Origin of the sequence: Bartonella sp. AP88HLJMH (assembly GCF_042195605.1) — a bacterium.
Lineage (GTDB): Bacteria > Pseudomonadota > Alphaproteobacteria > Rhizobiales > Rhizobiaceae > Bartonella.
On record NZ_JBHIOR010000011.1, the window covers coordinates 22,433 to 38,763 of the forward strand.

Consider the following 16,331-nt stretch of genomic DNA (forward strand, 5'->3'; position numbering starts at 1 on the left):
AACTCACTGAAAAAAAGATTACATGAAAAACAAAAACTATCTGTTTTTATGTTTATGCCCCCTTACATGGCATAAGCCATTCCTTTTTCTCCGTGTCTTTGTCGTTGAGGGCTGTGCTCTGGACTATTTTGTTCTTGTCCTCTTTCGTGATGATGATGGTGATGATGGCGTCTTTGTTCTGCTAGAGGGGTTTGCGATAGGTGTTCTTTTGCGTTTTCTACAGCTTTCGTATAACCATCAACGGCATCAACGAGCAATCTAAAACCATCTTCAGCTGCTCTTCGTGCTTGGCTTTTTATGCCAAGTGTTTGGTGGCCCGCAAGCTTATGTATAGACTCAGGATTTTCAGCAAGTTGATTTGAAAGGTCTTTTCCTTTACGGGGATCTGTAAGTATGTCTTGCAAGTGTTTCTGAAAAATATTGTCCTTTCCATAAACAGTTGCACCCCAATGTATGACCTCTTCTCCATATGCTTTAACATGTGGATCTTTTAAAAGTATGACAGTTATTTGCTCCGTTGTGAGGGAAGATGAAGGTCTTCCTCTTTGTTGTGGAGCAACCTTTGTATAGTCGGTTTCAGGACTTTCTCTTCCCCGATCAGGATGTCTCCCTCTTGAAAGAGGAGAAACGCTGCTCACTGATGCGTATGTAACTTCCTCTTCGCGTCTTGGGGGAGCAACCGTTGTATAGTCGGTTTTAGATTCTTGTTGCCTTTGATTATGGTGTCTTCCTCTTGAAGGAGAAACACTGCCAACGGTTGCGTATAGAACTTCTTCTTCTGGGGTTGGACCGCGCTGGTTTCCTCTGGTTGGTTTATTAACTTTTGCATAGAGGGCTTCTGGATTTACAGAAGGATGTGGATGATGTTTTTTCATACATATTTCCTTTCAATATTTTTAGAAAACCTCTTTGGTGCATTCCCCACTTTTAGTTTTGATAACTTTTATATAAGGAAGATATCCAACCGAATGACCTCCAAAGATTTTGCGCTATTCATATTGATATGTAATGAACATTTATGTCTTTTATACAGTTTTTTTATGAAATATTATCAATAAGTTATAATAAATTACAGAATCCATTTTTAGGACTATTTTTTGTAATATTTTAAAACAATTCTTGGCGCAATCGCGATGAAACGATTTGCACCAAGAAACTCACTGAAAAAAAATTACATGAAAAACAAAAACCTATCTGTTTTTATGTTTATGTCCACTTACATGGCAAAAGCCATTCCTTTTTCTCCATGTCTTTGTCGTTGTGGGCTGTGCTCTGGACTATTGTGTTCTCGTCCTCTTGCGTGATGATGATGATGGTGGTGTCTGTGTTCTGGGTCTCTTTCTGGACTTTCTTGTCTTTGACCTCTTTCTCTTTCATGCTCCCGTGTAAACTGTTTATGGAGCTTTTGTGCCGTATGTATATGCCTCTCAAGAGCTGAGCAAAGGGGAGAAAAACTCTCTTCAGCTTCTCTGCGGCTTGGAGATTTTACACCAAGTATTTTGCTCCCCGCAAGCTTGCCAGGACCTTCAGGATGTTCGGCAAGCTCCCATAAGATTTGCTCTGCACTTTGAGGGTTGTCAAGAATTTTAGCAAGGTGGTTATTCAAAGCATGTTCGTTACCATAAACAACTCTGCACCACTCTTGCGTTTCTCTTACACCATATTGAAAGTCTACGTTTTTTAAAAGCCTTGTTGTAACCACATCTTTTGGGGTTCTGGGAGGGGGTGTTGCTGCTCTGCCAACACCTTGGTAGATAGGATTTTCTAGTTGTTCAGACTCTTGCCCGCCTTCAGCCCCCATGCCAACCGTTGTATAGACAGATTCGAGTGGTCTTTGGGGAGAGGGCTCACCACGTTCATCAAAGTTAAGCTCTGCATAGAGATGTTCTGGTTCATGGGGATGTCGTCCACCCTGCGCACCTCCACCAACTGTGTCGTAGGGTGTTTGCCAACCTTGCGCCGCCAGATCCGTTATTGAATAGGGGTTTACGAGTCTGTCGGTGCGTCGCCCATCACTCGGTCTTCCACCAAGTCTGTCATAGGGATTTCCTAGTGGCTTTTGGGGAGCAAAGACCGTTTCTGCTGGTTGTTGAAGTGTATAGTGTTGTGGGTTGCGTTGTTCTTTGGGTGGTTTGTTAACCTTTGCGTAGAGGTCTCCTACATTAGAAGCTCCTAGATTTTGTTGTTCAAGTGGCTTTTGGGGAGCATAGATCGTTTTTGGTGGTTGTTGAAGTGTATATTGTTGTGGGTTGCGTTGTTCTTTGGGTGGTTTGTTAACCTTTGCGTAGAGGTCTCCTACATTAGAAGCTCCTAGATTTTGTTGTTCAAGTGGCTTTTGGGGAGCATAGATCGTTTTTGGTGGTTGTTGAAGTGTATATTGTTGTGGGTGACTTTTTTTCATGGCTGTTTCCTTTCAATATTTTTAGAAAACCTCTTTGGCGCATTCCCCACTTTTTTGATATTTTTTAGGACAAAAGAAGAATATCAAACTGAATGGTCTCCAAAGACTTCGCGCTATTCATATTGATATGTAATGGACATTTATGTCTTTTATACAGTTTTTTTATGAAATATTATCAATAAGTTATAGGAGATTACAGGATTCATTTTTAGGACTATCTTTTGTAACATTTTAAAACAATTGGTGGGCGTAATGGAGATAAAATGATTGGTATAAAGAGTTCTGTTGGAAGGCAAAAGTTCACGCGTTTTTAGCCGGTAAGAGCCAGCGATGAGGAACGACTAACTTTCAAGCTGCGAGCTTGGCATTGTGCTTCTTGGGTGTTCTTTACAGTATTCGCAATTTCTTTTGCTTTGCTTTCCGATGTCCCAAGGAGGCAAGCTAGTCTGGTATAATCTTTTTCTTGTATGGCTTTACGATCTTCTGAGGATAGACGATTGTGTAGTTGTCGTGAAAAGGTATGGAGTTCTTGTCGCAGTGAACGAGAATGGAATAAAGCTTCCCTTTGTTGTTCTTCTGGTAAGGCAAAAAGGTTTTGTAAATTTTTTCCAGGTTTTTCGACAGTGTGGTTCAGGCGATTTTGTTCTCTTTGGTGTTGCTCTAGAATTGCATCTTTTGTTTGTTGTGTTATTGCGCCATAATTTTTAAGGGCTTGGCTGAGTTGTGGAACAGCCTGTTCGGCTTGTCTGCGATTTGAACTTTTCATGCCAAGTATTTTACTCCCAGCAAATTTAGAAATTGATTGAGGGTTTTGTAAAGTTTCATCGGCAAACTGATTTCCTAAGTTTGGAGCTGCCGTTATGATATCTAATGTTGTCTTTAAGGTGTGGGTTTTACCATAAACAGTCTTTGATAAATTTTCGATTTCTTTTCGGCTCCCTTCAACATAAGCGTCATTTGAAATCCTTTCAAATAACTCTTCATGGGTAAGAGGGGCTAAAGTTTCTTTTGGGATCAGTGTTTCTTTTAAGCTTTGAACGTTGGTTTTTTGAAAGCAGAGGCGGGCACCGTTTTGTAATGTTTTGACGAGTTCTGGGGTGAGATCATCTTTGTGTCCGACGACGAAAGCCCCTTCTATTTCCATGACAAAACCTTCTGCTGAAAAACCTCTAAAGACGCCTTCATAGGTTACATCTTCCTTTGCTGCAACAACAACACGATCGTTAATTTCATCCAGTCCAGCGTTTCTCATTTGGGAGATGAATTCTTTTAAAACAAGGGATTTTTGTGGATGGGTGATATCTTCAAAAAGATCTTTCATCGGTTGGGAATTGCCATATTGCATGGCTTCAATACAAGCTGTTGTCATGCGTCCTTTTGTGATGAAAGAAAAGTCAATGGTATGTCCTGCGGCTTGTCCAAGTTTTTCCATAAACATTCGATTTACGCGCCCATTGCCTTTTCTAAAAGGATGTGCGTGCTCTAGCACCATAAAAACATCAGCGGCACTTTCAGCAAATTCTTGGCGCGATAAACCTTTTAAATTGTTCTTTTCATTAAGTGTTTTTTCGAGTTGTGTGAGTTCTTTTTTAATCTGTGGACCGATAGCAAAAGGAACTTCATAACCTTTGGGACGCATCGCCGGCATATGGGCAGTGGTGCCGTCTTCAAATGTAAAGGATGTATCGCGAGTGTGGCCCGCCCATTCAAAAGTTTTGTAGAAGAGGCTCCAGTGGATTAGTTTTAGATAGGAAGCATCAAATTTTCGTGGGGGTGGTTCATGGCGAAAATTGACGGCTGCTTTAGTGACGTCATGAGTACTGCGTTGATACAGTTTTTTAGGGTCTTTGATGCCATATTTATTTTTGAGTGTTTTGGTTCCTTTATATAGATAATTTTGCTCTAACATGTAATCTCTCCTAAGTAGGTAGGGTGGTGGTTGATGAGCGTCTTAAACGCTGCATGTGAAAAATTCCCCTTCGCGTATTCTTTTGAGATTTTGGTTGTTATGAGAGGGAGCACTTTTCCCTCCAGTGTATGGGATGTATCAATCGTTTTGTGATGCTTTTGAAAAGCTTTTCTGATGTTTCCTTTGTTTATTATCTTGTACTGTAAAATGCTGGTATTTAGGACGCTGATATGAATCCCATAAGTAGTCAGAAAATGGATTTTCTATAAATTGACTCTGGGTAAAATCTTCGTTCTTTGAGGTGTAAGGAAGAGGTCAAAAAGAAAAATGTTGCTTAAAATTGTTGTTTTTTTCCTTTAACAAAGTTGTTTGCAAGAGCGCTTTGATGAGGAGCGTGGATATAGCGGGTGTAATCGCTCTTGGTTAGCGGATGGTGCTGGTACTTTTCATACACAGCTCTCAGATTGGTGAATCTATGGGCAAAAGCAGTCATCAAAAATTTTTCTCCATTATGTTTTTCTTATTGTTCCATATGAATATCTTGCCATACGAACATCTCTTTTGTGTATTTTTGCAACAAAATGTTTTTTATTTTTGTATTGTTGCTCTTATTATATTGCGCTGCTTTAAGATCCATAAGAGAGGAAACCCTTTCTTTGGTTGGGGAGAAAAGCCTTTTTCAGCGCTTTATCATTAAAATAGAACACTTTATGATATCGTAAAGGGGGAAAAGCTTGTATAAGAATGATTTATTCATTTTGATGTATATCTTAAATATTTTTTGGGAAAAAATCGATGTTCTTGAGTGTAGGTGTTTTGAGAGTTGTTGTCTCAAAGATCAACCGTTTTTTTTTAAGTCTTGATATTGGTGATTAGCGTTGTGAAATGTTTTTGCTTGTTTGTAGGGGATAAATTATAAACAAAAAGCTTTGTAGGAATGTATTTGCAGGACGCTCTCAAGTGGAAATGTTGGTTTGGTTATAGGTGATTTGAGGGGGGGACTTTCTTGTAAAGACGATGGGTATTGGTAAAACGATACACAAAATACAAAAAGGAAAAAACACGGATTTTTTATCATGTTTTCCTTATGTATGAAGAAGTGGTCAAAAACTTTTTGTTAACGGGTTTTTAAAAAATAGAAATGTATGTTGTTTTTGTGGTTGGTCTTTTCATAGTCAAGATCTCATAATAGGAAGTTAGTTTTTCTTTTGTGGAGCAAAGCGGTTTTTTGCAGCTGCGGCTAACATTTCTTTCCTTCTGAAATAGATGGCGCAACCACATCGCGAAGGGGAGCCTTGCATCAGAATAATTTGTTCATTTTGACGCATTTCTCGGATAACTTCGTGGGGTAAAATGAGTGCTCTTTTTAAAATATTCATATAACCACGAAAATCGACTCCATCTAAGACAAATAAAATAGGCTTTTGTAACTTTCGTCGGTAGTAATCATGACGTTTAAAAGGAATTAACAATTATCCTGTCCAATTGCTTTGGATATGGTGTATATGCTATGTGCAAAATTGGTGGTAGGGCGCTTAAGTAGTCTGTTTTTTGCATGTATGATAAGAATATTAAAATATCTCTTTCACATAGGTGTTTAAATCAAAAAAACAAAGTTTCATATTTTTTAGTTGGCCATAGCAAGTGTATTTGAACGATTTTGTGTGCGTGTGTAGAATTGGCTATGAGTGTTCCTTGCTTTTTGAACAATGTCGGTAATTTCTCGTGCTTTCTGTTCTGATATACCAATACTTTGTGCAAGTGTTTCATAATCTTTGTTTGTGATCGCACTACATTCGTTTGATGAGAGACGATGTTCTAAACTGTTTATAAAAGTACGGAGCTCTTGGTGTAATTGAGGAGATTGAGACAAGATTTCTCTTTGTTTTTCCGGTGATAAAGCAAAAATAATTTGCAAGTTTTGACTGGGATTCTCTACCGCTTTTCCAAGGCGTTCTTGTTTAATTTTATGGTCTCGAGTGACTATATTATAGGTAGCTTCTACAGTATACACATAATTCTCAATTGCAAGAGAGAGCACATCAAGATAATTTCGAGCGTGTACACGTGCCGGATTTTGTAGACCGCATATACTAAAACCTGCAAGAGGAGAAACAGAGTGCGGTGCCTGTTTAATCTGATTAGCAAACTGTCTGCCTAATTCTGGATTTTTAATAATCTCTTCTATCTGTTCGTTTAATACGTTTGCGTCACCATAAACAGTTTTTGCGTAAGCTCGGACTTGCTTTTGAGCTTTGAGAACGTAACTATCTAGCGCAACTGTTTTGGCACATTCACTTTTTGTGAGAGGCGCTAATGTTTCTTTTGGAATAAGCGTGTTTTCAAGCTCTTTGCTGTTGGGGGCGGTAAAGGTAATGATATCACCAGGTTTTAGTGTTTTTAATCGTTCTGGTGTGAGATCATCTTTGCTACCAATGATGTAAGTTCCTTGCACATCGAGTATAAAACCTTCTGAATAACAACCTTTATAAGTTCCTATATAGGTTTCTCCTGCCTTTGTTGCTATAACAAGGCGATCATCCACGTTGCGTCCCGTATTGTTTATGTGGTCCATAAATTCTTTTAAAAGACGTATTTTGGGGGGATTGGAGATATCCTCAAAAAGATCTTTCAACAGTTGTGTATTGCTATATTGCATTGCTTCGCTACAGGCAGCCATCATACGTTTTTGTGTGACAAGCGAAAAGTCAAGCTGATGTCCTGCAGCTTTGGCAAGATTTTCAAAAAAGACTTGTTCTGTGTGCTCATTGCCATCTATGAATGGGTGGATTTTGTGAAGAGAATAAAATAGACTCGTTGCTTCCTTGACAAATTCTTCGCGTGTTAAGCCTTGCAAATTGTCTTTTTCGGCAAGCGTTTGATCTAATTTTTGTAAGAGTTTAGGGATTTCTTCACCGGTTGCAAAATTATTGCCCCATTCCATTCTTTTCATTTCTGGCATGGCGGCAATGCTATCGTCTGTAAATGCGAAGGGGATATGGCGCAGATGTCCAGCCCATACAAAGGTATTTTTAAACAATTGTTGGTGGATATGGCATAGATAAGTTGAATTAAAATATTCTGGCAGGGGTTCTGCACGCAGATTGATCATGGCTTTTTGCCTATCATGTGAGCATTTTTCCAGAAAACGTTTTAAATCTGTTTCTCCATATCTATTTTTGAGAATTTGGGTACCAAGATAGATATAATTATGGGGTGAGGGAATCCCTTTTGTTTTTTCTTTTGCTTTGGGCATTGTTACATTCCTTATAATGTTACATTATCTATGAGAGTGTGTTAAACTTTTTGTTTGAAAATCCCCCACGCATATTGTTTTGAGATGTTGAGACTTGGGTGAGGAAAAAATCCCTCAAATTCGTAGGTGTTTTTGAGTGTATCAATCTTTATCTTGGCATTTTTTTCTTTTACTGAGAGAGAATGGTTCATTTGGGTTGTTTTCATGCATATTGTCTTTTAATTTTTTTGTAGAAAAATTTCCCTATAAAAGCGGTGCCTTCAAAAGTTTCCTGATAGGATTCTCAAGGCATAGATATGATTGGTATTTATTATTTGGAGATGAGGAGAGTGCTTTATAAAGAAAATTGGCATTGGTAAGCACAGGCATAATACCATCATTTAAAGACTTTTCCCCATATTTTTCTTGTTGTATCAAGCGGGAATTCCTTCTTTATAGGCTTTTATGAGATAGAATCTCTGCTTTTATCCTTTGATGTTTTTGTTTTGATGCATGGCCTCCATTAGAGGGTGTTTTTTAGTTTTTCTTTTGTGGAGCAAAGCGGTTTTTTGCAGCTGCGGCTAACATTTCTTTTCTTCTGAAATAGATGGCGCGTCCACATCGCAAAGGGGGTTGTCCTTGCATCAGAATAATTTGTTCATCTTGACGCATTTCTTGAATAACCTCATGGGGTAAAATCAGGGCTCTTTGTTGGTAATTGACGTTGTATGAACTCTTTCCTAAAGATAAGCCTCTTGATTTGTTCGTTCCGGTTACTTCAACGGTCATTTGACCACAGCGTTCTGAAATGTCTTTGGCAGTTTGGAGATCTTTAATGGCAGCATAGCTGACAAAAGAGCAGCTTTCAAACCATGAGCGTGCTCCGGCTTCTCCAAAGTGATTGACCAACTGACCAGAGGATTGATAAAAAAGCATTAAGGATGTACCGTATTTACGTCCACGATCGCGTGCTTCTTCTAAAATATTCATATAGCCTAGAAGATCAACTTCATCTAAGACAAATAAAACACGCTTTTTATAGTTACCGTCTGCTGTAACCATGGCATTGAGAAAGGCGCCAATAATTACACGTCCAATAGCTGGATAACTGTTTAAAATGCTTGCGGGGAGATTGAGAAAAACATCTGTATTGCCATTTGCAATATCTGAGGAAAAAAAATCATCTCCGCAGACAAGATCTGCGTAATTGGACAAAGAAAGCCATTGGGTGTCTTTTGAGGCGGTTGTATAGACTCCTGAAAAGGTTTGTTCTGCCATTTCTGTAAAAATACCAACCATTTCACGAATAAAAGGAGAAGGTGTTGTTTCTTGAATCATGCGTAATTGATTAACAACGGCTGTTTCTGATTGAGAGAGAATGCCACGCAACGTTTTTAAATTGCGCTCGCTATCTTCATATTCATCAGAAAATACAACATGAGCAAGAAGAGCTGTTAATAAATTATGGGCTTGTGTCGAGAAATATTCTGCTGAAGAATTGTCTGATTTTTTATCTGTAAGGAGCAACTTGGAAAAGCTTACAATATTCGCTTCGCGTTGTGTGCGTGGTACGCTGTCGTCTAAAAGCCAATCGATGACATTAAAATTTTTTGTTAAAAATGAATTGGGATCGAGAACAATGACATTTCTATTCCCCATCTTTTGACGCGCAAATTTGACCATTGGGGCAACTTCTGTTGAAGGATCAAGACAAACAATAGATCCTGGATAGGTTAAACACGTAGGAACTACTGTACTTGTGGTTTTATAGCCACCAGAACCAGCAAAAAAGATCATATGAGTTGAACCAAAATCAAGATTAAAGGTTAGCAAAGGGGCTGTTCCACCCTTTCCCCATGTTGTTTTATTACCAGGTGCAAAGGGAATTTTGCACACATTATCTTGATCAACACGGTATCTTTCACCCACAACAATTTGCCCATTGGCAGGAAAGATTTTTGCTGCATCTCTTAAATTCATCCAAGCGGCCTCACCAAAAATACCTTTTTTTGCACGCTTGACCTTACTTTTAGGGGGAAGGGTTGTTACGAATTGAATGATGGAAAAAAAAACACCAATGATGATGCCAAAAACAACCATGGGGTCCATGAATTGAAGAGCATAGCCCCATGTTATTCCTTGTTGGCCAACATAGGGACTTAAACGTTTTATTTCACCACCAATATAGTAAAGAGCGGTTGTTCCAAAAAAGACAACGGAGACAAAAGTGATCATTTTACGCAGGTGCAGTTTTTGCGAGAGACTATACAACAATGAAACAGCAGCCGTTAGTGCTAAGACTAATAAAGGCTCAGAACGAAGTGTCCAATAAATTTGATCGCTTTTTAGTCCATTTGTTATAAACAATAAAAAATGAGGGACAAGGAATATCGTTAAAGCACCTAAAGCGATAGGGGTTAAAATGAGTACCATTTGTGTTTTGGTATATTTCATTATATTTTACTTTCAATTCTATCAGAATATGCTGCGAAATGTTCTTTTTAGGTGTGTGATATTAACACTCTTTCTTTTTTGCAAAGGTGCAGATAACGCTCCAAACAGTTTTCGTTTATGAGCTCTTCTCATGAAGAAGGAAGGTTTTATCTATTCTTAGCAGGCCATAGCAAATGCTTGGGAACGATGCATTGTGCATATTTGTGCTCGTTGATGTACTTCTTTGGTTTGCTTAATAATTTCTGTAATTTGCCTAGCTTTACTTTCTGATACACCAATGCTTTGAGCTAGTGTTTCATACTCATTATTTTGGACTGCTTTATGTTCATTTTGTGAGAGACGGGTATTGATGTTTTTTACAAAGTCGGTAAGCTCTTTTTGCAGTGAAGGATTTTTTGCTAAAGCTTCTTGCTGTAATTCTTTTGGCAAGGTGAAGAGGTCTTGCAAGCTTTGACTTGGCATTTCTACTGTGGTTGCAAGGCGCTTCTGTTCTGTTGCATGTTCTTGCATAATTTCCTTCCCAGCATGTCTCACTGCATGGGCAAAATTTGCAACGGCAGTGCAGAGCATCTCAAGATGATTTTTAGCGTTTGCGCGTGCCTGATTTTGTAGTCCACATAAACTGAAACCTGCAAGATGAGAAATAGAGTACGGTGCTCTTTCAATCTGGTTGGCGAGCTGCTGGCCTAAGCTTGGATTTTTGATGATCTCTACCATCTGTTTGTCTAATATTTTTTCGTTACCATAAACAATTTTTGCCAATTTCTGGATCTGTTTTAAGCTTGTGTGTACGCAAGAATCTTCAGCAATCATTTCGGCTTTTTCATTTTCTGTCAAAGGAGCTAATCTTTCTTGTGGAATGAGAATGCTTTCAAGCTCTTTTGTTTTTGGGACTGTAAAGGTAAATTTGTCACCGGGTTTTAATGTTTTGAGTTGTTCTTGTGTGAGATGCTCTTTATTACCGATGATATAAGCCCCTTTAACATTGAATGCAAAGCTATCATAACCAGCACCTCTATACATCCCTGTGTAGGTTTCACCCTCTTTTGCAACCATAACGGGACGATCATTAACATTGCGCCCAAGTTCTTTCATGTTGCTCATGAATTCCTTTAAAAGAAGTATTTTATTGGGATTAGAGATATCTTCAAACAGATGTTGCATTGGTTCTAGATCACCATTTTCTGCTACAGCAACACTGGCGAGCATCATGCGTTCTTTTGTAACAAGTGAAAAGTCAAGCTGATGCCCTGCTGCTTGAGCAAGCTTTTCAAAAAAGACCCGTTGTGTACGTCCATTGCCTTCTCTAAAAGGATGAAGTTGGTTAAGGGCGTTAAATAAGCTTATTGCTTCAGCGTTAAATTTCTCACGCGTTAAGTCTTGCAAATTATCTTTTTCGGCAAGCGTTTGATCTAATTTTTGTAAACCGTCTTGGATTTCATCGCCGAGTGCAAAAGGATTTTCCCAGCCTGTTCTTTTCATTTCGGGCATGGCGGCTGTGGTACCATCTTCAAATGTAAAGGGAAGATAGCGAAGATGACCAGCCCATTCAAAGGTATTTTTAAATAGATGTTGATGAATAGAACATAGATAGGAGGTATCAAATTTTTCTGGTAAGGGGGCTTCACGCAGATTAACCATTGCTTCTGCTGTATCATGTGAGCATTTCTCCAGAAAGGATTTTAAGTCTTTTATTCCATATTTATTTTTGAGTGTTGTGGTGTTTGGGTAAACATAATGATGGGGAGAAACTGTCTGTATATTTTTTGTCTTTGCTTTTGCTTTTGGCATTGTAGCTTCCTTATAATTTTACGTTGTCCATAAGAGTGTTAAATTCCTCGAGTGAAATATTCCCCTTTGTGTATTCTTCTAAAATTTTGAGTGTTGTAGGATGAAGCGCTATTCCCTCTATCGCATGGGTGCTGATGGCTGCTTCAACGGCTTCACGGCGTTTTTTTAATTCTTCTTCTGTCATCGATAAAAGATTTTCTCTATTTTCTGTTTCGTTGGTTTTCATGCATTTTTTCTCTTATTTGCAATTGTTGCTTTAAAAGAGCCTTTGGCAGCCGGTGTGATTTTCTTTTAGTCACCTCCAAAGATGTTTCGTTGTTTGAAGGGATCGTAATAAATTTCTGTGACCTTAAATTTTCCTTCAATCCGTTTGCATTGGATGATGATATCAATCATTGAAATCAACAGTCCTCGAATATCATCACGCTCTAAATCACCACCGCCTTCACTTTCTTTGACCAAAAGGGTCATCTGCTCAAAGGCTGCAAGTGCTGTTGATGCGTGAACCGTCGTAATGGAACCTGGATGGCCTGAATTGACATTGCGGATATAATAAAAGGCTGTACCATCTCGAAGTTCTTGCAAAAGAATACGATCAGGACGCATCCGTAAAGATGATTCAAGTAACTCTTTGGGGCCAACGGAGGCTAAGCCTTGTCCATCTTTTGAATAGAACATTGAGACATGGTTAGGGTGTGGTATCACCAATTCTTGCGTGTCTTCAATGGTGATAATACGCTCTTCTTGAGGGATTTTGGCGATTAATGCTTTTGATAATGTTGTTTTACCCGAACCGGTTTTTCCCGCAATTAAAATATTTTTCTGGCATTCTACAGCTTGATTTAAAAAAGAGACAAAGTCTTTATTACAGTAGGCATTGGCTAAATTATGCTCGATGATTTTGAGTTCGTTAAAACGAGAATGATAGTCATTCAAGGATGTGAAAGAGACCTGTTCACATAACGAGAAGAGGCCTTTCTTGGCGAGCTCTTCGAGAGAAAAACTCTGCGATGACGGTTTACGAATTGTCATACTAATCGTGTCTTTTTCGACAGCGGGCGGAATGACAATTTGAATACGCTCATTGCCTGGTAGCGTTGCAGATAATATTGGGTTTTTGTCCGATATGTTTTGCTTGGAATAGGATGCGACAACTTTCGCAATCCCCATAAGCTCATTAAAAGAGAGCCCCGGTGCTTCTATTGTTTTCCATCCATCAAATCCTTCAGTCATGACTTGATAGGGACGATTGATAACAATTTCAAAGAGTCTCTCATCTTTCAAAAAAGCACTGATGGGTTCAAGTTTTGTGAGAACAATCGCAACGGTTTCATCGCTCATGGTATGTAAGTTTGAGTTCATTCTAAAGTTACCGCCGAATTTTTGTAAAAGTTTCTTGAAACAGCTCGATTGATAATCTGTTTTTTGTTTTCGATGACTTTCAATTTATAAACGCTGGAAAAATCTAAATCGCGGGCAACAAAGATATTCACCATTTCCCCTTGGTTTTTGGATAATGTTGGAGGAATATTGGCGTAATTTTCTACGAGAATGTTTGCGATGTTTTGTCCTGAAGAGATTGTTTCAGTTTCTTCTTTTTCCTGTTTTTTTGATAAACGTTTATTGGCATAGTGTGTTGCATCTTTTATTAGTGAGACAAGAAGCGCAGACCCAATCCTCTCGAGCCAATGGTTATCAATATCTCCATCCATACCAGAACGCCCTAAAGCATCCGTTGCCGGTGAAGCTAAAGATATAATGATACCATTGGGGGTTTTTGCTCTATTCCATAGTACAAAGAGACGTGTTTGGCCTTTTTTCAATCCGGCGCGATATTCACCAACAATTTGGGTGCCTTTATCAAGAAGCACAACACGACCATTGTCTGATAAGATATCTCTGGAGATGATACAACTGGCAAAACCTTGTTGATCACTGTTGATGGCTGTTTCTAAAATACAAGGAATAGAAGTTCCCATCGCGATGATGTAGTTTCGATTGCCAAGGGTTGAAGCACGAATACCTTCAAGCACTGTGGGTTTGAGAAGATGATTAAAACGTTGTGTCGTTTCATCAGGTTTGCTTTCAAGTTGGTGAGGCAAAGCACCATTATTTGTTTGTGAATCTATTTTGCCTTGTTGTGTACTTGCATAAGCTAATACAGGAGCACGTTGTGCTGCTTCCAGCAGTGAGTCATCAGAATTTAATTGATTGATGTTTGGTGTTGGTAGCTCGACTTTTGGTAATAGAGCGTTATTTCGTTGAGGCTGTTCAAAGGGGGGAGGGGTAGGCTTTGCAGGACGAAAAAGCTCTGTTTGTTTTATAACTTTTCCTTCTTTTGAAGATTCAATTGGTTGCTTTTTGTCTGTAACAAGTGTTGAATAGGTTAAATAAAGACAGACACTGAAAAGAATAATAAGAGCAATAGCTTTCCCCACATTGTTCTGTTGACTTTTCCCTTGAGCATTTTTTATTGTATCGCGATCATTAATGCTTTTTTCATCCACGGTGTTATTCATGGCTGCTTCCTAGGTTCACTTTACGTTGTACAGATGGTGATGTCGTACCTGTTTCAGGATTAATTCCTTTTGGTACGAACCTTTTGTTAAAGATGCACAATACTTCATTCCCACGTCGTAGCGTGAATTGTGCAGCTGTTGCATGAACAATAACCTTGTTGCCTTTAATCGATTTGGGAATAAGCGCTTCTTGCCCATCAGGCGATACAATGTAAATGGCAGGGATTTCAATGTTGCCTAAAAAGGTAAAGGTTGTTGTTTTCCCATTATCATAGACAGAAGCAGGTTCAATAAGAGATGAGCCTTGAGCTTCATAAGCCCAATTGCGTGGTCCAAAATCTTCATGGATATTTAAAATATCATTGACAAAGTTTTCTTCACGTTGTTTTTCTTTTTCTGCTTCGGCTAATTTCTTACGTAAGGCTTCATCTTCTGGATAACGAAACTTTACCAAGAAATACGTCTCATTGCCGGCTGAAACATCGCCTTCACGGACTTGTAGCTCGAATTGATAAGAGCGTTGTGTTCCATCTTGGCGGCTTGTGACAATTTGTAAATTTGTCACAGGCTGAACTTCACGTGGTTTGAGAAAAACAAAGTGTCCAGCCGGTGCAACTTGCCAAGCAACCGAATTTCCAATTCCTACATAGGTTACTTCTTCATCAACGGCAAATTCTAGTTGAACCGAAGAGCGAATGGAGCCAATGATTTGTACGACGTTGTAGGGGTCATAATTGACAAATCTGATGCGGTTATCTTTACGTGCACTGACAGGCGCTGTTTCCGCAAGTGAGAGAGCTGTGTGAAAGCTGACAGTGATCGTAAAAATTAAAGAGATTGTTTGTAAAAGTCTGATCATTTTATCACCTCTGGATCAGATCTATATTCCGATACTTGAAAACCAAGAGGGTTGATAAGACGATCAGACGTTGAAATGTGTGCGTTCACGTAGGAAAAATTTAAGATTGAAATCCAATGGGAAATATTTTCTTTTTCATTCAAGTCTCTGATCGTTTTATAGTAACGAACTTGGATAAGATCTTTACTTATAAAAGAGATTGATTTGATTGTGATCGTAGCAATCATGTTATGATAAATATTTTGCGGACTTTCTGGATTATTGCCCGCGTACCATTTTGCAAAACGGTTTTGTTCTTTTGGAGAAGATAAAAGAGAGACTAAGCGAAAATTGTTTTCTGCTTCTGATGCTTGAAAACCTTCACGAGCGCGAACATATTGGCTGGCAAAATAACGCGTTATCGCTTCATCATAGTCGTTAGGGGATTCTTTTAGGGCGCTTACAGTATCAATAATGCCTGTTGAGTTATCAACGCGGATAACAAAAGGCTCTACCGTTTTCAAAGGTGTCAAAGCTGCGACAGCTAAAGCCAGCGCAATTGTCATCAATCCAAAAAGCACTGTTAAAGCCATGGAGATTTTCATCCGCACGCGCATGCTATGCATGCGATCAATGTCAAATGAGCGCGCTTCTTTTATATATTCTTCAAGGGCATCACTTTTCACGCATAACCTCCACAGTTTTATCAGATCGTGCTTCATGAATAACCGGCTTTAATAAAGCTGAATTGGCTGTTACTTTTTCACTTTCCAAAGTATTGAGAATGATGGGAGTGGTAACAGGCTTTACACTCTTTTCTGGGTAGACAATGTTTTTATTGTCCCAATTCCACTTATCTTTATTTAAAGCGCGTGTATGTTTGCCATTACAGCGTGGTGGTTTTTTAGGGCCACTCAAAGAGGCACAACCAGTAAGAGCGATTGTTAGGACCATAACAAAAGTTATTTTTCGTTTCATTTTTTGAACTCACAAATATCTTGGAATACAATGCATGAGAGCCTTTGTTCTGAACATTTTTACAAGTTTATGTGATGCAAGGTTTTGATTGGTTTTATTGTTAGACCCAAGATGTTAGATCTTATCTGGAACAGGATCATGGCGTGTACGCCAAAGGGCGCACACAAGGCAAAAACAAAAATGCTTATTCTTTTAAAGAGGTGCTT

At 38.8% G+C, this 16,331-nt stretch carries 12 protein-coding genes and 1 pseudogene; all 13 read right to left on the reverse strand.

The window, feature by feature from the left end; genetic code table 11:
* Positions 1-62: 62 nt before the first annotated feature.
* Positions 63-875, reverse strand: coding sequence for a BID domain-containing T4SS effector (locus ACFIMA_RS06350; protein ID WP_375693231.1), 813 nt, complete (start codon positions 873-875; stop codon positions 63-65).
* A gap of 341 nt (positions 876-1,216) precedes the next feature.
* Positions 1,217-2,401 (reverse strand): BID domain-containing T4SS effector, encoded by a 1,185-nt coding sequence (locus tag ACFIMA_RS06355; RefSeq protein WP_375693232.1) that lies wholly within the window; start codon positions 2,399-2,401, stop codon positions 1,217-1,219.
* A gap of 310 nt (positions 2,402-2,711) precedes the next feature.
* Positions 2,712-4,310 carry a BID domain-containing T4SS effector gene (locus ACFIMA_RS06360; protein ID WP_375653231.1) on the reverse strand — a complete coding sequence of 533 codons (1,599 nt, stop codon included), beginning with the start codon at positions 4,308-4,310 and terminating at the stop codon, positions 2,712-2,714.
* 1,196 nt (positions 4,311-5,506) lie between these two features.
* Positions 5,507-5,689: pseudogene (locus ACFIMA_RS06365) on the reverse strand (type IV secretory system conjugative DNA transfer family protein); the annotation flags it as partial.
* Positions 5,690-5,937: 248 nt separating this feature from the next.
* A complete protein-coding gene (locus ACFIMA_RS06370; RefSeq protein ID WP_375693233.1) occupies positions 5,938-7,566 on the reverse strand; it encodes a BID domain-containing T4SS effector in 1,629 nt (542 codons plus the stop codon).
* A gap of 516 nt (positions 7,567-8,082) precedes the next feature.
* The gene (gene traG / locus ACFIMA_RS06375; protein ID WP_375632461.1) at positions 8,083-9,999 is read right to left on the reverse strand and encodes a Ti-type conjugative transfer system protein TraG; all 1,917 of its coding nucleotides are present in this window, start codon (positions 9,997-9,999) and stop codon (positions 8,083-8,085) included.
* 156 nt (positions 10,000-10,155) lie between these two features.
* Positions 10,156-11,790 carry a BID domain-containing T4SS effector gene (locus tag ACFIMA_RS06380; protein WP_375693234.1) on the reverse strand — a complete coding sequence of 545 codons (1,635 nt, stop codon included), beginning with the start codon at positions 11,788-11,790 and terminating at the stop codon, positions 10,156-10,158.
* A gap of 10 nt (positions 11,791-11,800) precedes the next feature.
* Positions 11,801-12,016 carry an antitoxin VbhA family protein gene (locus ACFIMA_RS06385; RefSeq protein WP_375693235.1) on the reverse strand — a complete coding sequence of 72 codons (216 nt, stop codon included), beginning with the start codon at positions 12,014-12,016 and terminating at the stop codon, positions 11,801-11,803.
* 65 nt (positions 12,017-12,081) lie between these two features.
* Positions 12,082-13,152 carry a P-type DNA transfer ATPase VirB11 gene (gene virB11, locus ACFIMA_RS06390; protein ID WP_375676826.1) on the reverse strand — a complete coding sequence of 357 codons (1,071 nt, stop codon included), beginning with the start codon at positions 13,150-13,152 and terminating at the stop codon, positions 12,082-12,084.
* On the reverse strand, positions 13,149-14,309 hold the full coding sequence (gene virB10 / locus ACFIMA_RS06395; protein WP_375693236.1) for a type IV secretion system protein VirB10: 1,161 nt from the start codon (positions 14,307-14,309) through the stop codon (positions 13,149-13,151). The genes virB11 and virB10 overlap by 4 nt, the downstream gene beginning before the upstream one ends.
* Positions 14,302-15,168: a P-type conjugative transfer protein VirB9 gene (gene virB9 / locus ACFIMA_RS06400; protein WP_375612192.1), complete on the reverse strand. Its 867-nt coding sequence runs from the start codon at positions 15,166-15,168 to the stop codon at positions 14,302-14,304. Before virB9 ends, virB10 begins: the two co-directional genes overlap by 8 nt.
* The gene (locus ACFIMA_RS06405; protein ID WP_375610599.1) at positions 15,165-15,869 is read right to left on the reverse strand and encodes a virB8 family protein; all 705 of its coding nucleotides are present in this window, start codon (positions 15,867-15,869) and stop codon (positions 15,165-15,167) included. The genes virB9 and ACFIMA_RS06405 overlap by 4 nt, the downstream gene beginning before the upstream one ends.
* Complete coding sequence (locus ACFIMA_RS06410; RefSeq protein WP_375610598.1) at positions 15,823-16,125, reverse strand: type IV secretion system protein VirB7; 303 nt, start codon at positions 16,123-16,125, stop codon at positions 15,823-15,825. The genes ACFIMA_RS06405 and ACFIMA_RS06410 overlap by 47 nt, the downstream gene beginning before the upstream one ends.
* Positions 16,126-16,331: the final 206 nt, after the last annotated feature.